This window comes from Phocaeicola oris, from assembly GCF_021295095.1.
Lineage (GTDB): Bacteria > Bacteroidota > Bacteroidia > Bacteroidales > Bacteroidaceae > Phocaeicola > Phocaeicola oris.
In genome coordinates, this window is record NZ_JAJLQX010000015.1 from 34,154 (window position 1) to 52,476 (window position 18,323).

Sequence of the window (18,323 nt, forward strand, 5' to 3'; positions counted from 1 at the left end):
GGAAATCATGAAAAAGGAAGATAAAAGCGTAATTATAGGTCAGCTCACTGAAACCGTAAAGAAGTACGGACATTTCTATTTAGTTGATGTAACTGCTATGAACGCAGAAGCAACAGCTGAACTTAGAAAAAAATGTTTTGATGCTGGCATCAAATTGGTTGTTGTGAAGAATTCTTTGCTTCACAAAGCTCTTACGAGTATAGAAAATGTAGATTATTCACCGTTGTATGATTCGTTGAAAGGTACTACAGGTGTAATGTTTACAGAAGTAGCCAATGTTCCTGCTAAACTTTTGAAGGAATATAAAAAAGTAAATCCTACTTTGAAAGCTGCGTATGCGGAAGAAGGTTTCTACATTGGTGCAGATCAATTAAATACTCTTGCAAGTATCAAGAGCAAGAACGAAGTTATTGCCGATATTGTTGCATTGCTGCAGTCTCCGGCAAAGAATGTTGTTTCTGCTCTTCAGTCTGGTGCAAACACCATTCATGGAGTCCTTAAGACTCTGGGCGAGCGTCCCGAATAATTCTAATTAGTAACAAACAATTAAATTCATACTAAAATGGCAGATTTAAAAACTATTGCTGAACAATTAGTTAACTTGACAGTTAAGGAAGTTAATGAACTTGCAACTATCCTTAAAGACGAATATGGTATCGAACCTGCTGCTGCTGCTGTTGCTGTTGCTGCTCCTGCCGCTGCTGGTGAAGCTGCTGCTGTAGAGAAAACTTCTTTCGATGTTGTTTTGAAAGAGGCCGGTGCCGCTAAACTTAAAGTTATTAAAGTGGTTAAGGAAGAATGTGGTCTTGGCTTGAAAGAAGCTAAGGACTTGGTAGATGGTGCTCCTTCAACATTGAAGGAAGGCTTGTCTAAGGATGATGCAGAGGCTCTGAAAGCTAAAATTGAAGCTGAGGGTGCAACTGTTGAACTTAAGTAAAGTTGCCTGTTAATCAGGATATTTCGGTTAAGGATTCTCATGGGAGAATTCTTAACCTTTTTCTGTTTTTATTCTATTAGTTCTTTTAATTATTTATCAGATGTCTTCAAATACGGAAAACAAAAGAATTAGCTTTGCTTCCATTAAGAATCCGATGCCTTATCCGGATTTTCTGGAAGTACAATTGAAGTCATTCCAAGACTTTTTACAATTGGATACTCCTCCTGAGAAACGAAAGAAAGATGGTTTGTACAAAGTTTTCTCGGAAAACTTTCCTATTGCAGATACACGTAACAATTTCGTCCTTGAGTTTCTGGACTATTACATTGACCCACCAACATATTCGATTGAAGAATGTTTGGATCGCGGTCTAAGTTATTGTGTACCTTTAAAGGCCAAATTGAAACTTTATTGTACAGACCCAGATCATGAAGATTTTGATACTGTCGTTCAGGATGTTTATCTTGGACCTATTCCTTACATGACCCCGCAAGGTACATTTGTCATTAATGGCGCAGAGCGAGTGGTAGTTTCTCAATTACATCGTTCTCCTGGCGTTTTTTTTGGACAAAGTATTCATGCGAATGGTACAAAATTATATTCTGCTCGCATTATTCCTTTTAAAGGATCGTGGATTGAATTTGCTACTGACATAAATAATGTCATGTATGCATATATTGATCGTAAAAAGAAATTGCCTGTTACAACTTTATTGCGTGCTGTTGGTTTTGAAACGGATAAAGATATTCTGGAGATTTTTAATCTTGCAGAGGAGATTAAGGTAAACAAAACAAATTTGAAGAAGGTAGTCGACCGTAAGTTGGCAGCACGTGTTCTAAAGACTTGGACTGAGGATTTTGTAGATGAAGATACGGGTGAAGTCGTTTCCATAGAACGAAATGAAGTTGTTGTTGAACGTGAAACAGTATTAACAGAAGATGATATAGACAAGATTATTGATTCAGGGGTTTCTACAATACTTGTTCATAAGGATGGCACAAACTTATCTGATTATTCTATTATATTTAATACACTTCAAAAAGATCCGAGTAACTCTGAAAAAGAGGCAGTCCTCTATATTTATCGCCAGTTACGTAATGCAGATCCGGCAGATGACGCAAGTGCTCGTGAAGTTATTAATAATCTGTTTTTCTCCGAAAAACGTTATGATCTTGGAGATGTAGGTCGCTATAGAATCAATAAAAAGTTGGGCTTAACCACCGATATGGATGTTAAGGTTCTGACAAAGCAAGATATTATAGAGATTATCAAATATCTTATTGAATTAATTAATTCTAAAGCTGATGTTGATGATATTGATCATTTGAGTAATCGGCGTGTGCGTACTGTTGGGGAACAACTCTCTAATCAGTTTGCTATTGGTTTAGCTCGAATGGCACGAACTATTCGTGAGCGCATGAATGTTCGTGATAATGAGGTATTTACTCCTGTAGATTTAATTAATGCAAAAACAATTTCGTCTGTAATTAATTCATTTTTTGGAACAAATGCCTTATCTCAGTTTATGGATCAAACGAATCCGTTAGCTGAAATTACACATAAGCGTCGTATGTCGGCCTTAGGTCCTGGCGGTTTGACTCGTGAACGTGCAGGATTCGAGGTTCGAGATGTACATTATACTCATTATGGTCGTTTATGTCCTATTGAAACTCCGGAAGGTCCGAATATTGGATTGATTTCTTCTTTATGCGTTTATGCAAAGATTAATGAATTAGGATTTATTGTTACCCCATATCGCAAAGTTACAAACGGAAAGGTAGATCTTTCAGAAGATGGTCTTAGCTATTATTCTGCAGAGGAAGAGGAGGATAAGATTATAGCTCAAGGTAATGCGGTGCTAAAGGATAATGGTTCTTTTGTTAATGAGAGAATTAAGGCTCGTTTGGACGCAGATTTTCCGGTTGTTTCTCCTGAGAAGATAGATTTGATGGATGTATCTCCACAGCAGATTGCCTCTATTGCAGCTTCTTTGATTCCTTTCTTAGAGCATGATGATGCGAATCGTGCGTTGATGGGATCTAATATGATGCGTCAAGCCGTACCATTGTTGCGTACAGAAGCTCCTATAGTAGGTACAGGGATTGAGAAACAATTAGCGGAAGATTCCAGAACTCAAATTACAGCTGAGGGAGATGGTGTTATTGACTTTGTTGATGCCACTACGATTCGTGTTTTATATGATCGTACAGAGGATGAAGAGTTTGTTAGTTTCGAATCTGCTCTTAGAGAATATAAAATTCCAAAATTCCGTCGTACCAATCAGAGTATGACAATTGACCTTCGTCCTGTTTGTAGCAAAGGACAAAGAGTTCATAAAGGTGATATTCTTACTGAAGGTTATTCTACAGCAGATGGAGAATTGGCATTGGGTAGGAATTTCTTAGTCGCGTATATTCCGTGGAAGGGTTACAATTATGAGGATGCGATTGTTTTAAACGAACGGGTTGTTCGGGAAGATCTTTTGACATCTGTTCATGTTGATGAGTATTCTTTGGAAGTTCGAGAAACTAAACGTGGAATGGAAGAATTCACTTCTGATATTCCAAATGTTAGTGAAGAAGCAACAAAAGATTTGGATGAAACAGGAATTGTACGTATTGGAGCTCGTATTCAGCCTGGAGATATATTAATAGGTAAGATTACCCCTAAGGGAGAATCTGATCCTTCACCCGAAGAGAAGTTATTACGCGCAATATTTGGAGATAAGGCAGGAGATGTAAAAGATGCTTCTTTAAAGGCTTCTCCTTCTTTACACGGAGTTGTTATTGGAAAGCGTTTGTTCTCTCGTGCTATTAAATCTCGTAGTGAGAAGAATTCTGATAAAGCTTTGATGCCGAAATTGGATGAGGAGTTCAAGACTAAGACCGATGAACTAAAAGGCATTTTAATTAGTAAACTTCTTACTCTTACTAATGGTAAGGTGTCACAAGGTGTAAAAGATTACACAGGAGCCGATATTATAGCTAAGGGGGCTAAGTTCAATAAGGGTGTTTTGGAGAGTTTGGATTATGAGACTGTACAGTTGAACAAGTGGACTACAGATGCTCACAAAAATGATATGATTCGTGACCTTGTTATGAATTATTTGAAGAAATACAAGGAAATGGACGCGGAATTGAAACGTCAGAAGTTTGCTATTACTATTGGTGATGAACTACCTTCTGGTGTTATTCAGATGGCGAAAGTGTATATAGCTAAGAAGCGTAAGATCGGTGTTGGAGATAAAATGGCCGGTCGTCATGGTAATAAAGGTATTGTTTCAAGGGTTGTTCGTCAAGAAGATATGCCGTTCTTGGCAGATGGTACTCCCGTTGATATCTGTTTGAATCCGTTGGGCGTGCCTTCTCGTATGAATATTGGTCAGATATTTGAGGCTGTATTAGGACGTGTAGGTAAAACTTTGGGATTGAAGTTTGCAACACCTATTTTTGATGGCGCTACTTTAGAGGATTTGGATAAATGGACCGATAAGGCAGGATTATCAAATTACTGCAAAACAGATTTATATGATGGTGAAACCGGAGAGAAATTCGATCAGCCTGCAACAGTTGGTGTAGCTTATATGCTGAAGTTAGGTCACATGGTTGAAGATAAGATGCACGCTCGTTCAATTGGCCCATATTCTTTGATTACGCAGCAGCCTCTTGGTGGTAAAGCGCAATTTGGCGGTCAGCGTTTTGGAGAAATGGAGGTTTGGGCATTGGAGGCATTTGGTGCAGCTCATGTTTTACAGGAAATTTTGACTATTAAGTCTGATGATGTTAATGGTCGTTCTAAAGCTTATGAAGCAATTGTCAAGGGAGAACCGATGCCAACTCCTGGTATTCCGGAATCTCTGAATGTATTGTTACATGAATTGAAAGGCTTAGGATTAAGTATCCACCTTGAATAAATTAAATAACTCTTTACAAATAATATAAATATGGCATTTAGAAAAGATAATAAGCTAAAGAGTAATTTCTCAAAGATTTCTATTGGATTAGCTTCTCCTGAGGAAATTTTGGAGAATTCGTACGGTGAGGTTTTAAAGCCTGAAACAATTAATTATCGTACATATAAGCCGGAAAGAGATGGTTTGTTTTGTGAACGTATTTTCGGTCCGGTAAAGGATTATGAGTGTGCTTGTGGTAAATATAAACGTATCCGTTATAAAGGCATTGTTTGCGACCGATGTGGAGTGGAAGTGACAGAAAAAAAAGTTCGTCGTGAACGTTCCGGTCATATCCAGTTGGTCGTTCCTGTAGCACATATATGGTATTTCCGCTCATTACCGAATAAAATAGGATATCTTCTTGGATTGCCAACAAAGAAGTTGGATTCTATTATTTATTATGAACGTTATGTAGTTATTCAAGCCGGTGCTGCAGCCGAATTGGATACTTCAGTTCAGAAATTTGATTTGCTTTCAGAGGATGAATATCTTGATATCTTGGATAAGTTACCGAAGGATAATCAGTATTTAGAGGATACAGATCCGAATAAATTTATCGCTAAGATGGGCGGGGAAGCTCTTCTCGATTTACTTTCGCAAATCGATTTGGATGCATTATCTTATGAGTTGCGCGATAGGGCTAATACAGATTCTTCACAGCAACGTAAGAATGAGGCATTAAAGAGATTGCAAGTTGTTGAGGCATTCCGTGCTTCTCGTGGTAGAAATAAGCCAGAATGGATGATTATGAAAATCATTCCAGTTATCCCTCCAGAACTTCGTCCGTTAGTTCCGTTAGATGGCGGGCGTTTTGCTACATCGGATTTAAATGATTTATATCGTCGTGTCATTATACGTAATAATCGTTTAAAGAGATTGATTGAAATCAAAGCTCCTGAGGTTATTCTTCGCAATGAGAAGCGTATGTTGCAGGAAGCAGTTGATTCTCTATTTGATAATTCTCGCAAGTCAAGCGCGGTTAAGAGTGAGGCTAATCGTCCTTTGAAATCACTTTCAGATAGTTTGAAAGGTAAGCAAGGCCGTTTCCGCCAGAATTTGTTAGGTAAACGTGTTGACTATTCTGCTCGTTCTGTAATTGTTGTAGGCCCTGAATTAAAGATGGGTGAATGTGGTTTACCTAAGTTAATGGCAGCAGAACTCTATAAGCCATTCATCATTCGTAAGTTGATTGAGCGTGGCATTGTGAAGACTGTTAAATCTGCAAAGAAGATTGTAGACCGTCGTGAACCTGTTATATGGGATATATTGGAACACGTAATGAAGGGACATCCTGTATTATTAAACCGAGCTCCTACATTGCACCGCTTGGGTATTCAGGCGTTTCAACCACATATGATTGAAGGTAAAGCTATTCAGTTGCATCCATTGGCATGTACTGCATTTAATGCCGATTTTGATGGTGATCAGATGGCTGTTCACTTGCCTTTAGGCAATGAAGCTGTTTTGGAAGCTCAGTTATTGATGCTTGAGCCACATAATATTTTGAATCCCGCGAACGGCGCGCCTATTACAGTGCCTGCGCAGGATATGGTTCTTGGTCTTTATTACATTACTAAACTCCGTACCGGCGCAAAAGGTGAAGGGCTGACATTCTACGGACCAGAAGAAGCAATCATTGCCTATAATTTAGGTAAAGTAGATGTTCATGCTATTATTAGTGTGGTAGTAAAAGATTTGGATAAAGATGGTAACATTGTAGACGTGATGATGAAGGAAACTTCTGTAGGCCGTGTCATTGTTAATCAGATTGTTCCAGATGAGTGCGGATACTTGAATACTGTTATATCAAAGAAATCTTTGCGTGATATTATTAGTGACGTTATTAAGAAAGTTGGAGTAGCACGTGCTTGTAAATTCTTGGATGGAATTAAGAACTTAGGTTATCGCATGTCATATAAAGGTGGTCTTTCTTTTAACCTTGAGGATATTATTATTCCGAAAGAGAAAGAGGAACTTGTACGTCGCGGTAATGAAGAAGTTGAGCAGATTATGGCTAACTTTAATATGGGTTTCATTACAGAGAATGAGCGTTATAATCAGGTCGTTGATACTTGGACACACGTTAACAGTGATTTGTCCGATATTCTTTATAAGACTATTAAGAATGATAATCAGGGATTCAATTCTGTATTTATGATGTTGGATTCCGGAGCTCGTGGTTCTAAAGAACAGATTCGTCAGTTGTCCGGTATGCGTGGTCTGATGGCTAAACCTCAAAAGGCAGGTGCTGAAGGTGCTCAGATTATTGAGAACCCGATTTTGTCAAATTTCAAGGAAGGCTTGTCCGTGTTGGAGTATTTTATTTCTACTCACGGAGCTCGTAAAGGTTTGGCTGATACTGCATTGAAGACTGCCGATGCCGGTTATTTAACTCGTCGTTTAGTTGATGTTTCACATGATGTAATCGTTACAGAAGAAGATTGTGGAACACTCCGTGGATTGGTTTGTACAGCGTTAAAGAATAATGATGAAGTTATTGCTACTTTGTATGAACGTATCTTAGGTCGTGTTTCTGTGCATGATATTATTCATCCGACAAGTGGAAAGCTAATTGTCGCTGCCGGAGAAGAAATTACTGAGGAAATTGCACAAGAAATAGAGGATTCTCCAATTGAGAGCGTGGAAATTCGTTCCGTATTGACATGTGAGGCTAAGCATGGCGTTTGTGCAAAGTGCTATGGACGTAACTTGGCGACCAGTCAGATGGTTCAGAAAGGCGAAGCTGTCGGTGTTATTGCCGCACAGTCTATTGGTGAGCCTGGAACTCAGTTAACATTACGTACATTCCACGCTGGTGGTGTTGCGGGTAACATGGCAGCCGATGCTACGATTGTCGCAAAGAATAATGGTCGTTTGGAATTTGAAGAACTTAGGACTGTTCCTGCCAAAGATGAAACGGGAGAGAATGTGAAGATCGTTGTTGGTCGTTTAGCGGAACTCCGTTTGGTTGATGTTAACACAGGAATAGTTCTTTCCAGTCACAATCTTCCTTATGGTTCTACTTTGTATGTTAATAATGGTGAAGTCGTAGAAAAAGGTAAGTTAATTGCGAAATGGGATCCATTTAACGCGGTTATCATTACAGAATCTGCCGGTAAGATTCATTTTGATGCAATGATCGAGAACGTTACTTATACCGTTGATTCAGATGAATCTACGGGCTTGCATGAGGTGATCATTATTGAATCAAAGGATAAGACCAAGGTTCCTACTGCTGATATTCTGGATAAAGATGGTAATGTTCTTAGAACATATAACTTCCCTGTAGGTGGGCATATTGTTGTTGAAGATGGTAAGGAAGTTAAGGCCGGAGATATTCTTGTTAAGATTCCGCGTGCCGTTGGTAAGGCGGGCGATATCACTGGTGGTTTGCCTCGAGTAACAGAATTATTTGAGGCCCGTAATCCGTCCAATCCTGCTGTCGTTTCTGAAATTGATGGTGAGGTTACTATGGGAAAAATTAAACGTGGTAATCGTGAAATTATTGTTACATCAAAAACAGGAGAACAGAAGAAATATTTGGTTAACTTATCTAAGCAGATATTAGTACAGGAGAACGATTATGTCCGCGCCGGAACTCCGTTATGTGATGGTGAAATTACCCCTTCTGATATCTTGGCTATCATGGGACCTACTGTGGTTCAAGAATATATTGTAAACGAGGTTCAGGATGTATATCGTTTGCAGGGTGTTAAGATTAATGATAAGCATTTTGAAATTATCGTTCGTCAGATGATGCGAAAGGTTCAGATTGATGAGCCAGGTGATACTCGCTTCTTGGAACAGCAGGTGGTTGATCGTCTCGATTTCCGTGATGAGAACGACCGTATCTGGGGTAAGAAAGTGGTTGTCGATCAGGGGGATTCTCAGAATTTGCAGGCTGGTCAGATAGTAACTGCACGTAAGTTACGTGATGAGAACAGTGCTTTGAAACGTCGCGATATGAAGTTGGTTGAAGTTCGTGATGCCGTCCCTGCTACATCTACTCAGATTTTGCAGGGTATCACCCGGGCAGCTTTAGGTACGAAAAGTTTCATGTCTGCTGCATCATTCCAGGAAACTACTAAGGTGTTGAATGAGGCTGCAATTGAAGGTAAGGTTGATTTCTTGGAGGGAATGAAGGAAAATGTGATTACTGGTCATTTGATTCCTGCCGGAACAGGGCAGCGCGAGTTTGATAAGTTGGTTGTGGGATCAAAAGAAGAATATGACCGCATCCTTGCTAATAAGCGAAACGTGTTGGACTATAGTGAAGTAGAAGATGATGATGCTGATTTAAAGCATAAGAAAGAATCAACATTGAGCGAAGTAAAATAATTTTTGGAATGAAGTATATTAAAGAGGTTGGACAGTAATGAGTTCAACCTCTTTTTTATTAATTTGTTTGACATTTACTTTCTTCTTTGTATCTTCATCGTTTAGAATAATCTTATATATAATATCGCTATGAATAAAGCACAGATCTATTTGATGATAGCATTTCTTTTAAATCATATTCATAATCTTCACTTGGATACCGGAGGTCGGTTAAAGAGTGTGATTTATTTGAATAATTCTTCCAATTTCGTACTTAAATTGTCACCACGTAAGTCGGCGGCTATTATTTTTCCGTTTTGATCAATAAGGATAGAGGCTGGGATGGAGTTGATTCCATACAGACGGGCTGCTGCGCATTGCCAATATTTTAAGTCGGAAAGTTGTATCCAGTTTAAATCTAAATCTTCTACGGCTTTTAACCAAGATGCTTTGTCTTTGTCAAGTGATATTCCTACAATCTCGAATCCTTTATTGTGATATTTCTCGTAAGCAGCCTTTACATAAGGCATTTCACGACGGCATGGACCGCACCATGAAGCCCAGAAGTCTACCATGGTAACCTTGTTATTCTTCACATACTCCGACAAGTTATGTTTCACACCGTCCTTGTCGGCCATTTTAAAATCTGTATAGTCAGTGCCGATAGCCTTTGCTTTCGCGGCTGTCATCTGTTGAAGAATGCTTTCTACAGGGGAATAGGTCTTGAATTTTCTACCGGCTTTTGCTAATATTGCGTCTTTTTCGGCTATGCTTAGATTATTATATATATTTAGAAAAAGGAAAGCACCAACTATGTTGTCTTCGTTTAGTGTGACATGCTTTTTGCTTAACTCCAGCATATCTTCTTTGTATTTCGCTAACTTTGCTTTTATTTCATTTCGACGAGTCTCGGTAGTGGCATTATTCTGCATTTCTTTTTGGTAATCAGGGAATTTTTCCACGTTGTGCTCCCGACTTAGCGCAATTTGCTCCACTCTGTAAGCGTTATATTTGTTGTTCAGCTCACCGCCTTTTATGATTGGGGTATCGCCTGTAAAGTCGATGGTTACCGGAGCGTTTTCCAAAACGAAGTAACAACTGATGTCTTTCCCGTCTATTGTTGCAGTAACGCATGCAATGTCTTCCGAATTGTTCGTTCCTTCAAAATGGAACATTCCATTAGTTATAGGAGTTGATTCATAGTCGGAAATTTGCTGGCTGGCCGCGAAGAGCAGGTACATTTCTTTTCCATTGAATACTGTCGGAACGGTTCCGCTTATATCGTACTTAACTTGCGCTGAGATATTCAGAACCATTAGCGAGGTAAGTAAAGTAAAAAGGATTTTTCTCATTTCGAAATCAATTTCTCATTTGTCAGTTGCAAATATACGTTATCTTTTGGGAGCACCAAATTGTTTCGCAGTCTCTTCTGCGCCTTCTAATTCCATCAGTTTCAATATATTCGGGTCATTCATATTTTTTCCGGGGACATAGACTGGGGTGTGTTTAGTCCCTTCATTTTCAAGTATATGCTCAGCAATGAAGGCGTTAATACGACGAGTGGCCGTTATTTTGGTAAGCGAGCAGAGCGATTGCATTTTTGCTCGACTGATGTTGTGGTGTGTACGGAAATAACGAAAGAGTTTAATGTGCAGTTCTGTCTTGCCTAAATTATCCGATTGGCGGACTTTTCGATGTTTCAGTTCAATGTTATTGAATGATTTTTTTAATTGTTTCTCCGCCTCAAAGTTGAGTGATTTGAATTTGATGCTCTCTGCACGGACAGAACGTGGAACCGCATTTTTAGGTCCTTTTAAAGAAATCTGAAAGAAACCGAGTCCATCAATATGGATTCGCTCACCTTTCTTCAGGTGCATCACTATATAGTCGATAAGCGCAACGGATGTAGCCTGCACATCAGCTGCAGTCAGCGAAGTTCCATGCTCTATTTCACGTGAGAGTTCTTTGATACCTATACTACGTTTGCAAATTACACGCGGATGAAATGAAGTTACCTCTTCATTTGGGTTGGGAGATTTATAAGATTCGTATTCTATCATGATAATTTAATTATTTAATATAGATAAAGTTATTGTTTCACTATTGTGATTCACTCGTTTCACTATTGTGATTCACTTGTTTCACTATTGTGATTCACTTGTTTCATATAAGTGAAACGATATTGTTATATAATACAAATGTAGTAATAATTATCTTAGTATCAAAAAATGATAATATGAATACAACTCTCTACTTGTGCTTTGTATGTAAATTAACGGTTAAAGCGTATTGGAATAAAGAAAAAGTATTATATTTGTCCTAAATGTTATAAAGTATGAAAAGAATTGTTCCGGTAATATTGATGTGTATGGTGGTGTTTGTGAGTTGTCATCGTAAAATTTCCATTAGCAATGTTGCGGATTCTTTTTTCAGTGATACGTTGAAGCATGTCGTTGATACATTTTTGCATGTTCCACCGTTCAATCCTTATACACTTGGCGACGAACCGATATTTGATATTGTTACCACGAAAGGTACTATTCGGGTAAAACTCTATAAGGAAACTCCGCTTCACAGGGAGAATTTTGCTCGTCTGGCAGCCGGTAGGTTTTATGATAATGTGTTGTTTCATCGTGTAATCAATAGGTTTATGATTCAAGGAGGTGATCCTTGGACAAAAGATCCGAATCGTACCGTAGATGAATATGGCTGGGGAGATCAGGGCTTTTGGATTCCTGCCGAGTTTGTAGATACTATCCGGCATAAAAAAGGAGCTTTGGCAGCAGCCCGTGAGGGAGATGATGTTAATCCGGAAAAGATGTCATCCAGTTCCCAATTTTATATAGTTCAGGATGAAGATCGTTGTAAACGGCTTGATGGGAACTATACCGTATTTGGTCAGACTATCGGCGGAATGGATGTTATAGATTCCATTGCAAATGTTCCAACCGGAGCTGAGAAGTTGGATATGCCGAATGAGCCGGTGAGAATCATTACTATCAAGTTGGTTGACGCGGGGATGAAATAAAAGTGTAGCTATATATAATAATGTATAAAAAATATGGAAGTATGGAAGACGAAAAGAATAACAACGGTCAGTTGCAGATAGAATTAAAAGATGAGATTGCTCAGGGAACCTATGCAAATCTTGCTATTATCACTCATTCCAGTTCCGAGTTCATTCTCGATTTCATTCGCGTGATGCCCGGTTTGCCTAAGGCGAATGTGCAGTCGCGTATTGTTCTTACTCCGGAACATGCAAAGCGTTTGTACAAGGCATTGGAAGATAATATAGCTAAGTATGAACATACCTTTGGCCGAATTCGTATGCCTGAAGAAGCGCAAGGTGGCAGTTCACCGGAAGGGAAAACCTTTATTCCGCCATTGAGTGGATTTAAGGGAGAAGCTTAATCCTTTTCCGATAAGCAAATTATGAATCAGCCTGTCTTTCAAAAGTTTTTTGAGAGACAGGCTAATTTTTGAGCAGAAAAATGTTGAAGGATGGAAGACGAAAGAATTATTCGCGGACAGCAATGAAGAAAATAACAGATTCGTAAAGCATAAATGATGAAGCTGTGACGTCTGTGAGATACATGCTGTTTGTAAATATGATTATAGAAAATTGCATTTATTATGAAAATGAGTTATATTTGTTCGTGTTAACATAATAGGAGGAAATGCAAGCTATTGATATGGAAAAAGTAAAGAAGGGAGATGAACATGAGTTCAGTCTTCTCTTTTCACTTTTTTATCCTAAATTAATGTCTCTGGCTTGTCGTTTTGTGCCTGAATATATTGCAGAAGATCTGGTACAGGGTGTTTTTGTGATGTATTGGGAAAATAAGCATTGTTTGGAATGCTGCAACACTTTGTCTTTTTTTTATAAATGTACACAAAACAGTTGTTTGAATTATCTGAAACATCAGGCTGTCATAAACAGACATGAAGAAGAAGTGCGTCTGGCAGAAGAACGTATCACGTTCCAATTATCGCAATCGAATGCTAATGATCTGTGGGATAAAGTTGTAGAAAGTAATATAAAAGAAATATTGGAGCGATCTGTTTCTAAGCTGCCTCCTAAATGCAGACAAGCGTTCGAATTGTCTTTCTTTGGCGAAAAGACTTATAAGGAAATTGCTGAAATTATGCATATTTCATCGCGTACGGTTGAAGAACACGTGCAAAAAGCAATGAAAATATTGCGTTCCGATTTGAAAGATATTTTATTCTATCTATGCTTATGTTTGTTTAAAAGCGTATTATAGCGTATTTGCTCTCTGCCTCATAAAGCAAATTCATAAACCTGCCTATAATTAATAGCTTATTTTTATTTTCTTGCTTTCGATAGCAAGCGACAATTTTATACCGTTTGCATCAGACCATGTATCTGAATGGTTGAACATCGAAAAAGGATAAGGTAACCTCAAAGAGAAAACATTATCGCTAAAAGAGCGGAGAAAGCTTTTTCTCTTCCATTTATTTTGTCGGTAATTGAAATATTTCTTATTCGACCCCGTAGTTCTTTTTCTCTCGATTGTCTTATTTATAAAGACCCTTATAATTATTTGTATACATTATATATGAGTGAAGAGTTGCTGATACGATATTTGGATAGAAAATGTTCTGATGAAGAAGTGGAGTACGTCTGTAATTGGCTGATGAAGAGCCCTGCTAATCGCCGTATACTATTTGAATTGGAACAAATCTGGGGAATAAAAATGCAATTGCGTTTTGCGGATAAGGAACGCATAGACAAAGCTTACCAGCAGTTGAGCAGAAAGCTGGGATTTGAAAAATCTGAGAAGGCAAAAAAGACAACGGGATTATTGCTCAAATTCAGAGTGAGAGAATGGATGAAATATGTTGCCATACTAGTTTTAGCGTCTTTATTAGCAGTGAATCTGTTGTATGATGGTAAGGAACGCTCATTAGTGTATAATACGGTTATTGTTCCTAAAGGACAGCGTGTGTCTTTAAAATTAAGCGATGGAACGATGGTTTGGCTGAATGCCGGCAGTCGATTTTCTTATCCAAGCCAATTTTCGCAAAAATATAGAAAAGTGAGTCTGGAAGGAGAAGGCTATTTTGAGGTGACACATAATGAGAAATCTCCTTTTACGATAGAGCTGCAAAAATTGAATGTCAAAGTATTGGGTACAAAGTTTAATGTAAAAGCGTATAAAGACGAACCTTATTGGGTGGCATTGAAAGAGGGAAGCATTGAGGTGGCTACTTTCGACAAAAAAGAGAAAAAAAGGCTGAAGCCCAATGATCAGGTCTACTATACCGAACAGTCGGGACTACTAATGGTAAAGAGTACGCATGCTGTTTCGGCGAATGCATGGATTACGGGAGACTTGAAGTTTGAAAATAAGACACTTCAAGAAATTATTCACAGCATGGAGCGTCGTTACGATGTGAGAATTAAGATAATAGATAGCACGGAGTTGGTACAGGATCTTTTCACATGTCATTTTAGAAAGGATATCAGTTTGCGGCAGGCGATGGATTTATTGAAAGAAACAAGAAGGGTGAATTACAGAATCGAAAAAGATACTGTCTACCTATATAGAAGTAAATAGTATGTTAAACAAAAAAAATATGCCTATGGGATGAATCATTAAAACAAAGGCCGGAGAATAGTGACGCATCTCCGACCCCTTAATTAACAAGTAACCTTTTATTTATTACTAATTAATCAATCACAAATGTATGAATTATATTTTGAAATGCACGCCATTGGGTGAGCGGAAATCATCGTGGCTTAGAAAAATATTATTGAAGATGAGGTTTTTTCTGTTTTTTATATTGCTGGGAACGCTGCAGTCGTTGGCCAATGTAACTTACTCACAGAATGTGAAATTATCTTTGGATATGCAGAACGTCACTGTACGTGATGTCATTACTTCCATTGAAAAGCAAGGAAATTTCTACTTTACGTATAATCTGAACCAGATAAATGTAGATAGAAAAGTATCTATTAAAGTGAAAGAGCGTACGGTGAAGGAGATCCTCGATTATTTGTTTTCCGGAAACGAGGTGGAATATAAGATTGAGAACCGACACATCGTTTTATATAAGAAGAACTCGAAAGAGAGCATGTCTTCGAGACAGCAAAAAACAATCAAAGGTCTTATTGTCGATGCGGGAGGTGACCCCATTATAGGGGCATCGGTTGCTGTATCCGGAACTACCAATGGCACAGTGACCGATTTGGAAGGAAACTTTATTCTGTCTGTTCCCAATGGAGCGGAGTTGACTGTTTCGTATGTAGGTTATATTACAAAAACTATTAAAATTGAAAATCAGTCTTTCATAAAAGTGGTTTTGGTAGAGGATACGAAAACTTTGGATGAAATCGTTGTTGTAGGTTATGGAACTCAGAAGAAATCGGATGTATCGGGTTCTGTAATTACGGTTTCGGGAGAGAAGTTGGGCAAAATACCGACAGCTAATGCTGAATTTGCTCTGCAGGGTATGGCTCCCGGGCTGGCTGTTAACTTTGGTAGTGGTGCTGCCGGTTCTTCTACTACGTTGCAGGTTCGTGGCGTAACAACCTGGGGCACAGACAACACTCCTTTGGTTATCATTGATGGTGTTCCGGGAGATATGTCGTATCTTAATCCTGAAGATATTAAATCAATGTCTGTGTTGAAAGATGCCGCGACTGCCGCTATTTATGGTGCACGTGCCGCTGCAGGAGTTATTCTGATCGAAACTCATCGTGGAACTTTGCAAGTACCTAAAATTCATTTTTCTGCATATTGGGGTATAGAAGATCTTCCTAAGCGTATGGAGGTTTGTAATTCGGAAGAATTTGTCAAAGTACGGAAGATGGCTTTGACAAATGCGGGCATTGCAGAAAACAGATGGCCGAAATATATCGCTGAATACGAGAGAGAGCCGGCGCAGTTTGCTGATACTGATTGGCAAAAGGAGTATTATCGTCGTGGATTTGTTCAGAAATATGATTTTGGATATACTTCTGGTAATGAGAATATGAATGTAGCTCTTTCTGCCTTTTATTCTACGACCGATGCTGTTGTTATCGGTACGGGAGAAACGAAATACGGATTTCGCTTAAACTCCGATTTGTCACGTGGTAAGTTCAAAATGGGAGAGTCTGTGAGCTACAGCCGTTGGGAAGCCGATTTGGAAGCAAATACCGGATTCCCAAGCATGTATCAGATAACTAATATCGAACCGCTGGCTTTTGTGCACGATGAAAAGAATGACGGTGGTTACGGTGGTGCCATTAGAGGAATGGGAATGTCGGATGCCAATAATGTTGTGGGGTATAATCAATTGGTGGAATATATCTCTGTACAGGATTACATTTCTGCATCCGGATATTTGCAGTACGAACCTGTTAAAAATCTAATAGTTAAAGCCAGGGCAGCCCGTAGCATGTATTTTGGAAGCATGAGGCAATTTATACCGACGTATGAGTTGGGAGTCATGAATGTCAATAATAGGGCTTCTCTTTCAGAAGATCGGTCAAGGACGGTAAATGACCTGCTCGAATTAACAGCAAACTGGAATCAATCATTTAAAGAAACTCACAACATACAAGCTTTATTGGGTATTTCTCAAGAAGAGAGTCATTATGAAGGCATCAATGCATCGGGTAAGAAGTTTGAGAACAATGAAATGAGATTGCTGGGACATGCGCAGGAAGATTTTATTGCAGGTGGGGACAAAACTCGTAGCGGACTGCGTTCTGTTTTCGGACGATTAAATTACAATTATAAATTACGCTACATGTTCATGGCATCGTTTCGTTATGATGGCTCTTCGAGATTTGCCTCCGGTAATAAATGGGGATTTTTTCCTTCAGTATCGGCTGGTTGGAATATCGCCAACGAATCGTTTTGGGATAAAATGAAAGAAACAGTTTCCACTTTTAAGCTACGTTTAAGCTATGGTGGGTTGGGTAATCAATCAATAGGTCTATACAAATATATTCCCGCATTAACTTCTAATACTAACACTCTTAATTATCCGTTCGGGGGAAAGAACGTGTCACTGGGCTATGCCGTTATCGGACTTCCTTCGATAAATATTAAATGGGAGACAACTATTTATAAGAATATCGGTGTCGACCTTGGTCTTTGGAACAACAAGTTAGAGCTTTCGGCAGAAGCTTATATTAAGGATACGCGCGATATGCTCTCTTCTAAAAATATCAGCCTGTGTACCGGCTTTGGTCCATTGACGGTTAATGACGGAAAATTGCGTACTACCGGATTTGAGTTTCAAGCTATTTATCATGGGAAAATGGGAAAACTGAAGTATGATCTTGATATGAATCTGACCCATTATAAGAGTGTTTTGAAAGCTATGGCAGATCCTAACTACATGTATGAATATGGTGCGTTGCGCACTTACGTAGGTGGTGAAATCGGAGAGTTTTGGGTAACAAAGACTGCCGGCATCTTCCAAAATGAACAAGAAGTGCAAGATTGGAATAAAACACATGGTTTTTATGATCAGAAAGGCAATTGGCAAGGTATACAGCCTTCGGCAAAACCGGGTGATATACGCTTTGTCGATCAAAATGGAGACGGACTGTTAGATATAAAAGATAAAGTGAAAGTAGGAAGTGGAACTCCAAAGGTGGCATTAGCATTTAATGTGAATTTGGCGTATCGAGATTTCGACTTAGTGGCTAACTTTTATGGACACTTGGGGGTTAAACGCTACAATTATACGAAATATCAACTGCAACGTATGGATCATGTGTTTAACTATGGGAAAGATGCGCTGAAAGCTTGGACGCCTGAAAATAAAAGCAGAGATATTCCTCGAGCGGTTCAGGGAGACCCGAACAAGAACAATCGTGTATCAGACCGTTTTGTTGAAAATGGTGATTATATTCGTCTGAACAATCTGCAATTCGGCTATAATTTGCCAGTCCAGATATGTAGAAATTTGGGCATTTCGAACTTGCGTTTCTACATAGGAGGAACCCGTTTGTTCACTATAACAAAATACAAAGGGTACGATCCTTCTACGGGAGATTCGGTTGGAAAGATAGGCTATGACTATGCTGCCACTCCGCTGAGTCGTTCATATATGGCGGGTCTTAAATTTGGTTTCTAACAGATAAAAGAAGAG

11 protein-coding genes are annotated in these 18,323 nt (G+C 38.8%); 9 read left to right on the plus strand and 2 right to left on the minus strand.

All coding sequences use genetic code 11. The features are described from left to right. Positions 1–7: 7 nt before the first annotated feature. From rplJ to rpoC, 4 genes are all read left to right on the plus strand, one after another. Positions 8–526, plus strand: a complete 519-nt coding sequence (gene rplJ, locus LO761_RS08640; protein ID WP_272817883.1) for a 50S ribosomal protein L10 — start codon at positions 8–10, stop codon at positions 524–526. 36 nt (positions 527–562) lie between these two features. Then, the gene (gene rplL, locus LO761_RS08645; protein ID WP_272817884.1) at positions 563–937 is read left to right on the plus strand and encodes a 50S ribosomal protein L7/L12; all 375 of its coding nucleotides are present in this window, start codon (positions 563–565) and stop codon (positions 935–937) included. Between the two features lie 100 nt (positions 938–1,037). After that, the gene (rpoB, locus tag LO761_RS08650) at positions 1,038–4,850 is read left to right on the plus strand and encodes a DNA-directed RNA polymerase subunit beta (protein WP_272817885.1); all 3,813 of its coding nucleotides are present in this window, start codon (positions 1,038–1,040) and stop codon (positions 4,848–4,850) included. 30 nt (positions 4,851–4,880) lie between these two features. Further along, positions 4,881–9,227 carry a DNA-directed RNA polymerase subunit beta' gene (rpoC, locus tag LO761_RS08655; protein WP_272817886.1) on the plus strand — a complete coding sequence of 1,449 codons (4,347 nt, stop codon included), beginning with the start codon at positions 4,881–4,883 and terminating at the stop codon, positions 9,225–9,227. Between the two features lie 224 nt (positions 9,228–9,451). Here the strand turns inward: rpoC and LO761_RS08660 are convergent, their stop codons facing one another. Together LO761_RS08660 and LO761_RS08665 are read right to left on the minus strand one after the other, a co-directional pair. Beyond that, on the minus strand, positions 9,452–10,558 hold the full coding sequence (locus LO761_RS08660; protein ID WP_272817887.1) for a TlpA disulfide reductase family protein: 1,107 nt from the start codon (positions 10,556–10,558) through the stop codon (positions 9,452–9,454). 39 nt (positions 10,559–10,597) lie between these two features. After that, positions 10,598–11,266 carry an HU family DNA-binding protein gene (locus tag LO761_RS08665; protein WP_272817888.1) on the minus strand — a complete coding sequence of 223 codons (669 nt, stop codon included), beginning with the start codon at positions 11,264–11,266 and terminating at the stop codon, positions 10,598–10,600. 275 nt (positions 11,267–11,541) lie between these two features. Between LO761_RS08665 and LO761_RS08670 the strand changes: the two genes are divergently transcribed. The 5 genes from LO761_RS08670 to LO761_RS08690 all read left to right on the plus strand — a co-directional run bounded on the left by LO761_RS08670 (position 11,542) and on the right by LO761_RS08690 (position 18,308). After that, positions 11,542–12,234 (plus strand): peptidylprolyl isomerase, encoded by a 693-nt coding sequence (locus LO761_RS08670; RefSeq protein ID WP_272817889.1) that lies wholly within the window; start codon positions 11,542–11,544, stop codon positions 12,232–12,234. Positions 12,235–12,275: 41 nt separating this feature from the next. Beyond that, positions 12,276–12,617, plus strand: coding sequence for a DUF3467 domain-containing protein (locus LO761_RS08675; RefSeq protein ID WP_272817890.1), 342 nt, complete (start codon positions 12,276–12,278; stop codon positions 12,615–12,617). Between the two features lie 281 nt (positions 12,618–12,898). Next, positions 12,899–13,471: an RNA polymerase sigma-70 factor gene (locus tag LO761_RS08680; RefSeq protein ID WP_272817891.1), complete on the plus strand. Its 573-nt coding sequence runs from the start codon at positions 12,899–12,901 to the stop codon at positions 13,469–13,471. A gap of 315 nt (positions 13,472–13,786) precedes the next feature. After that, positions 13,787–14,788, plus strand: coding sequence for a FecR family protein (locus tag LO761_RS08685; protein WP_272817892.1), 1,002 nt, complete (start codon positions 13,787–13,789; stop codon positions 14,786–14,788). Between the two features lie 130 nt (positions 14,789–14,918). Beyond that, complete coding sequence (locus tag LO761_RS08690; protein WP_336385770.1) at positions 14,919–18,308, plus strand: TonB-dependent receptor; 3,390 nt, start codon at positions 14,919–14,921, stop codon at positions 18,306–18,308. The last annotated feature ends 15 nt before the right edge of the window (positions 18,309–18,323 follow it).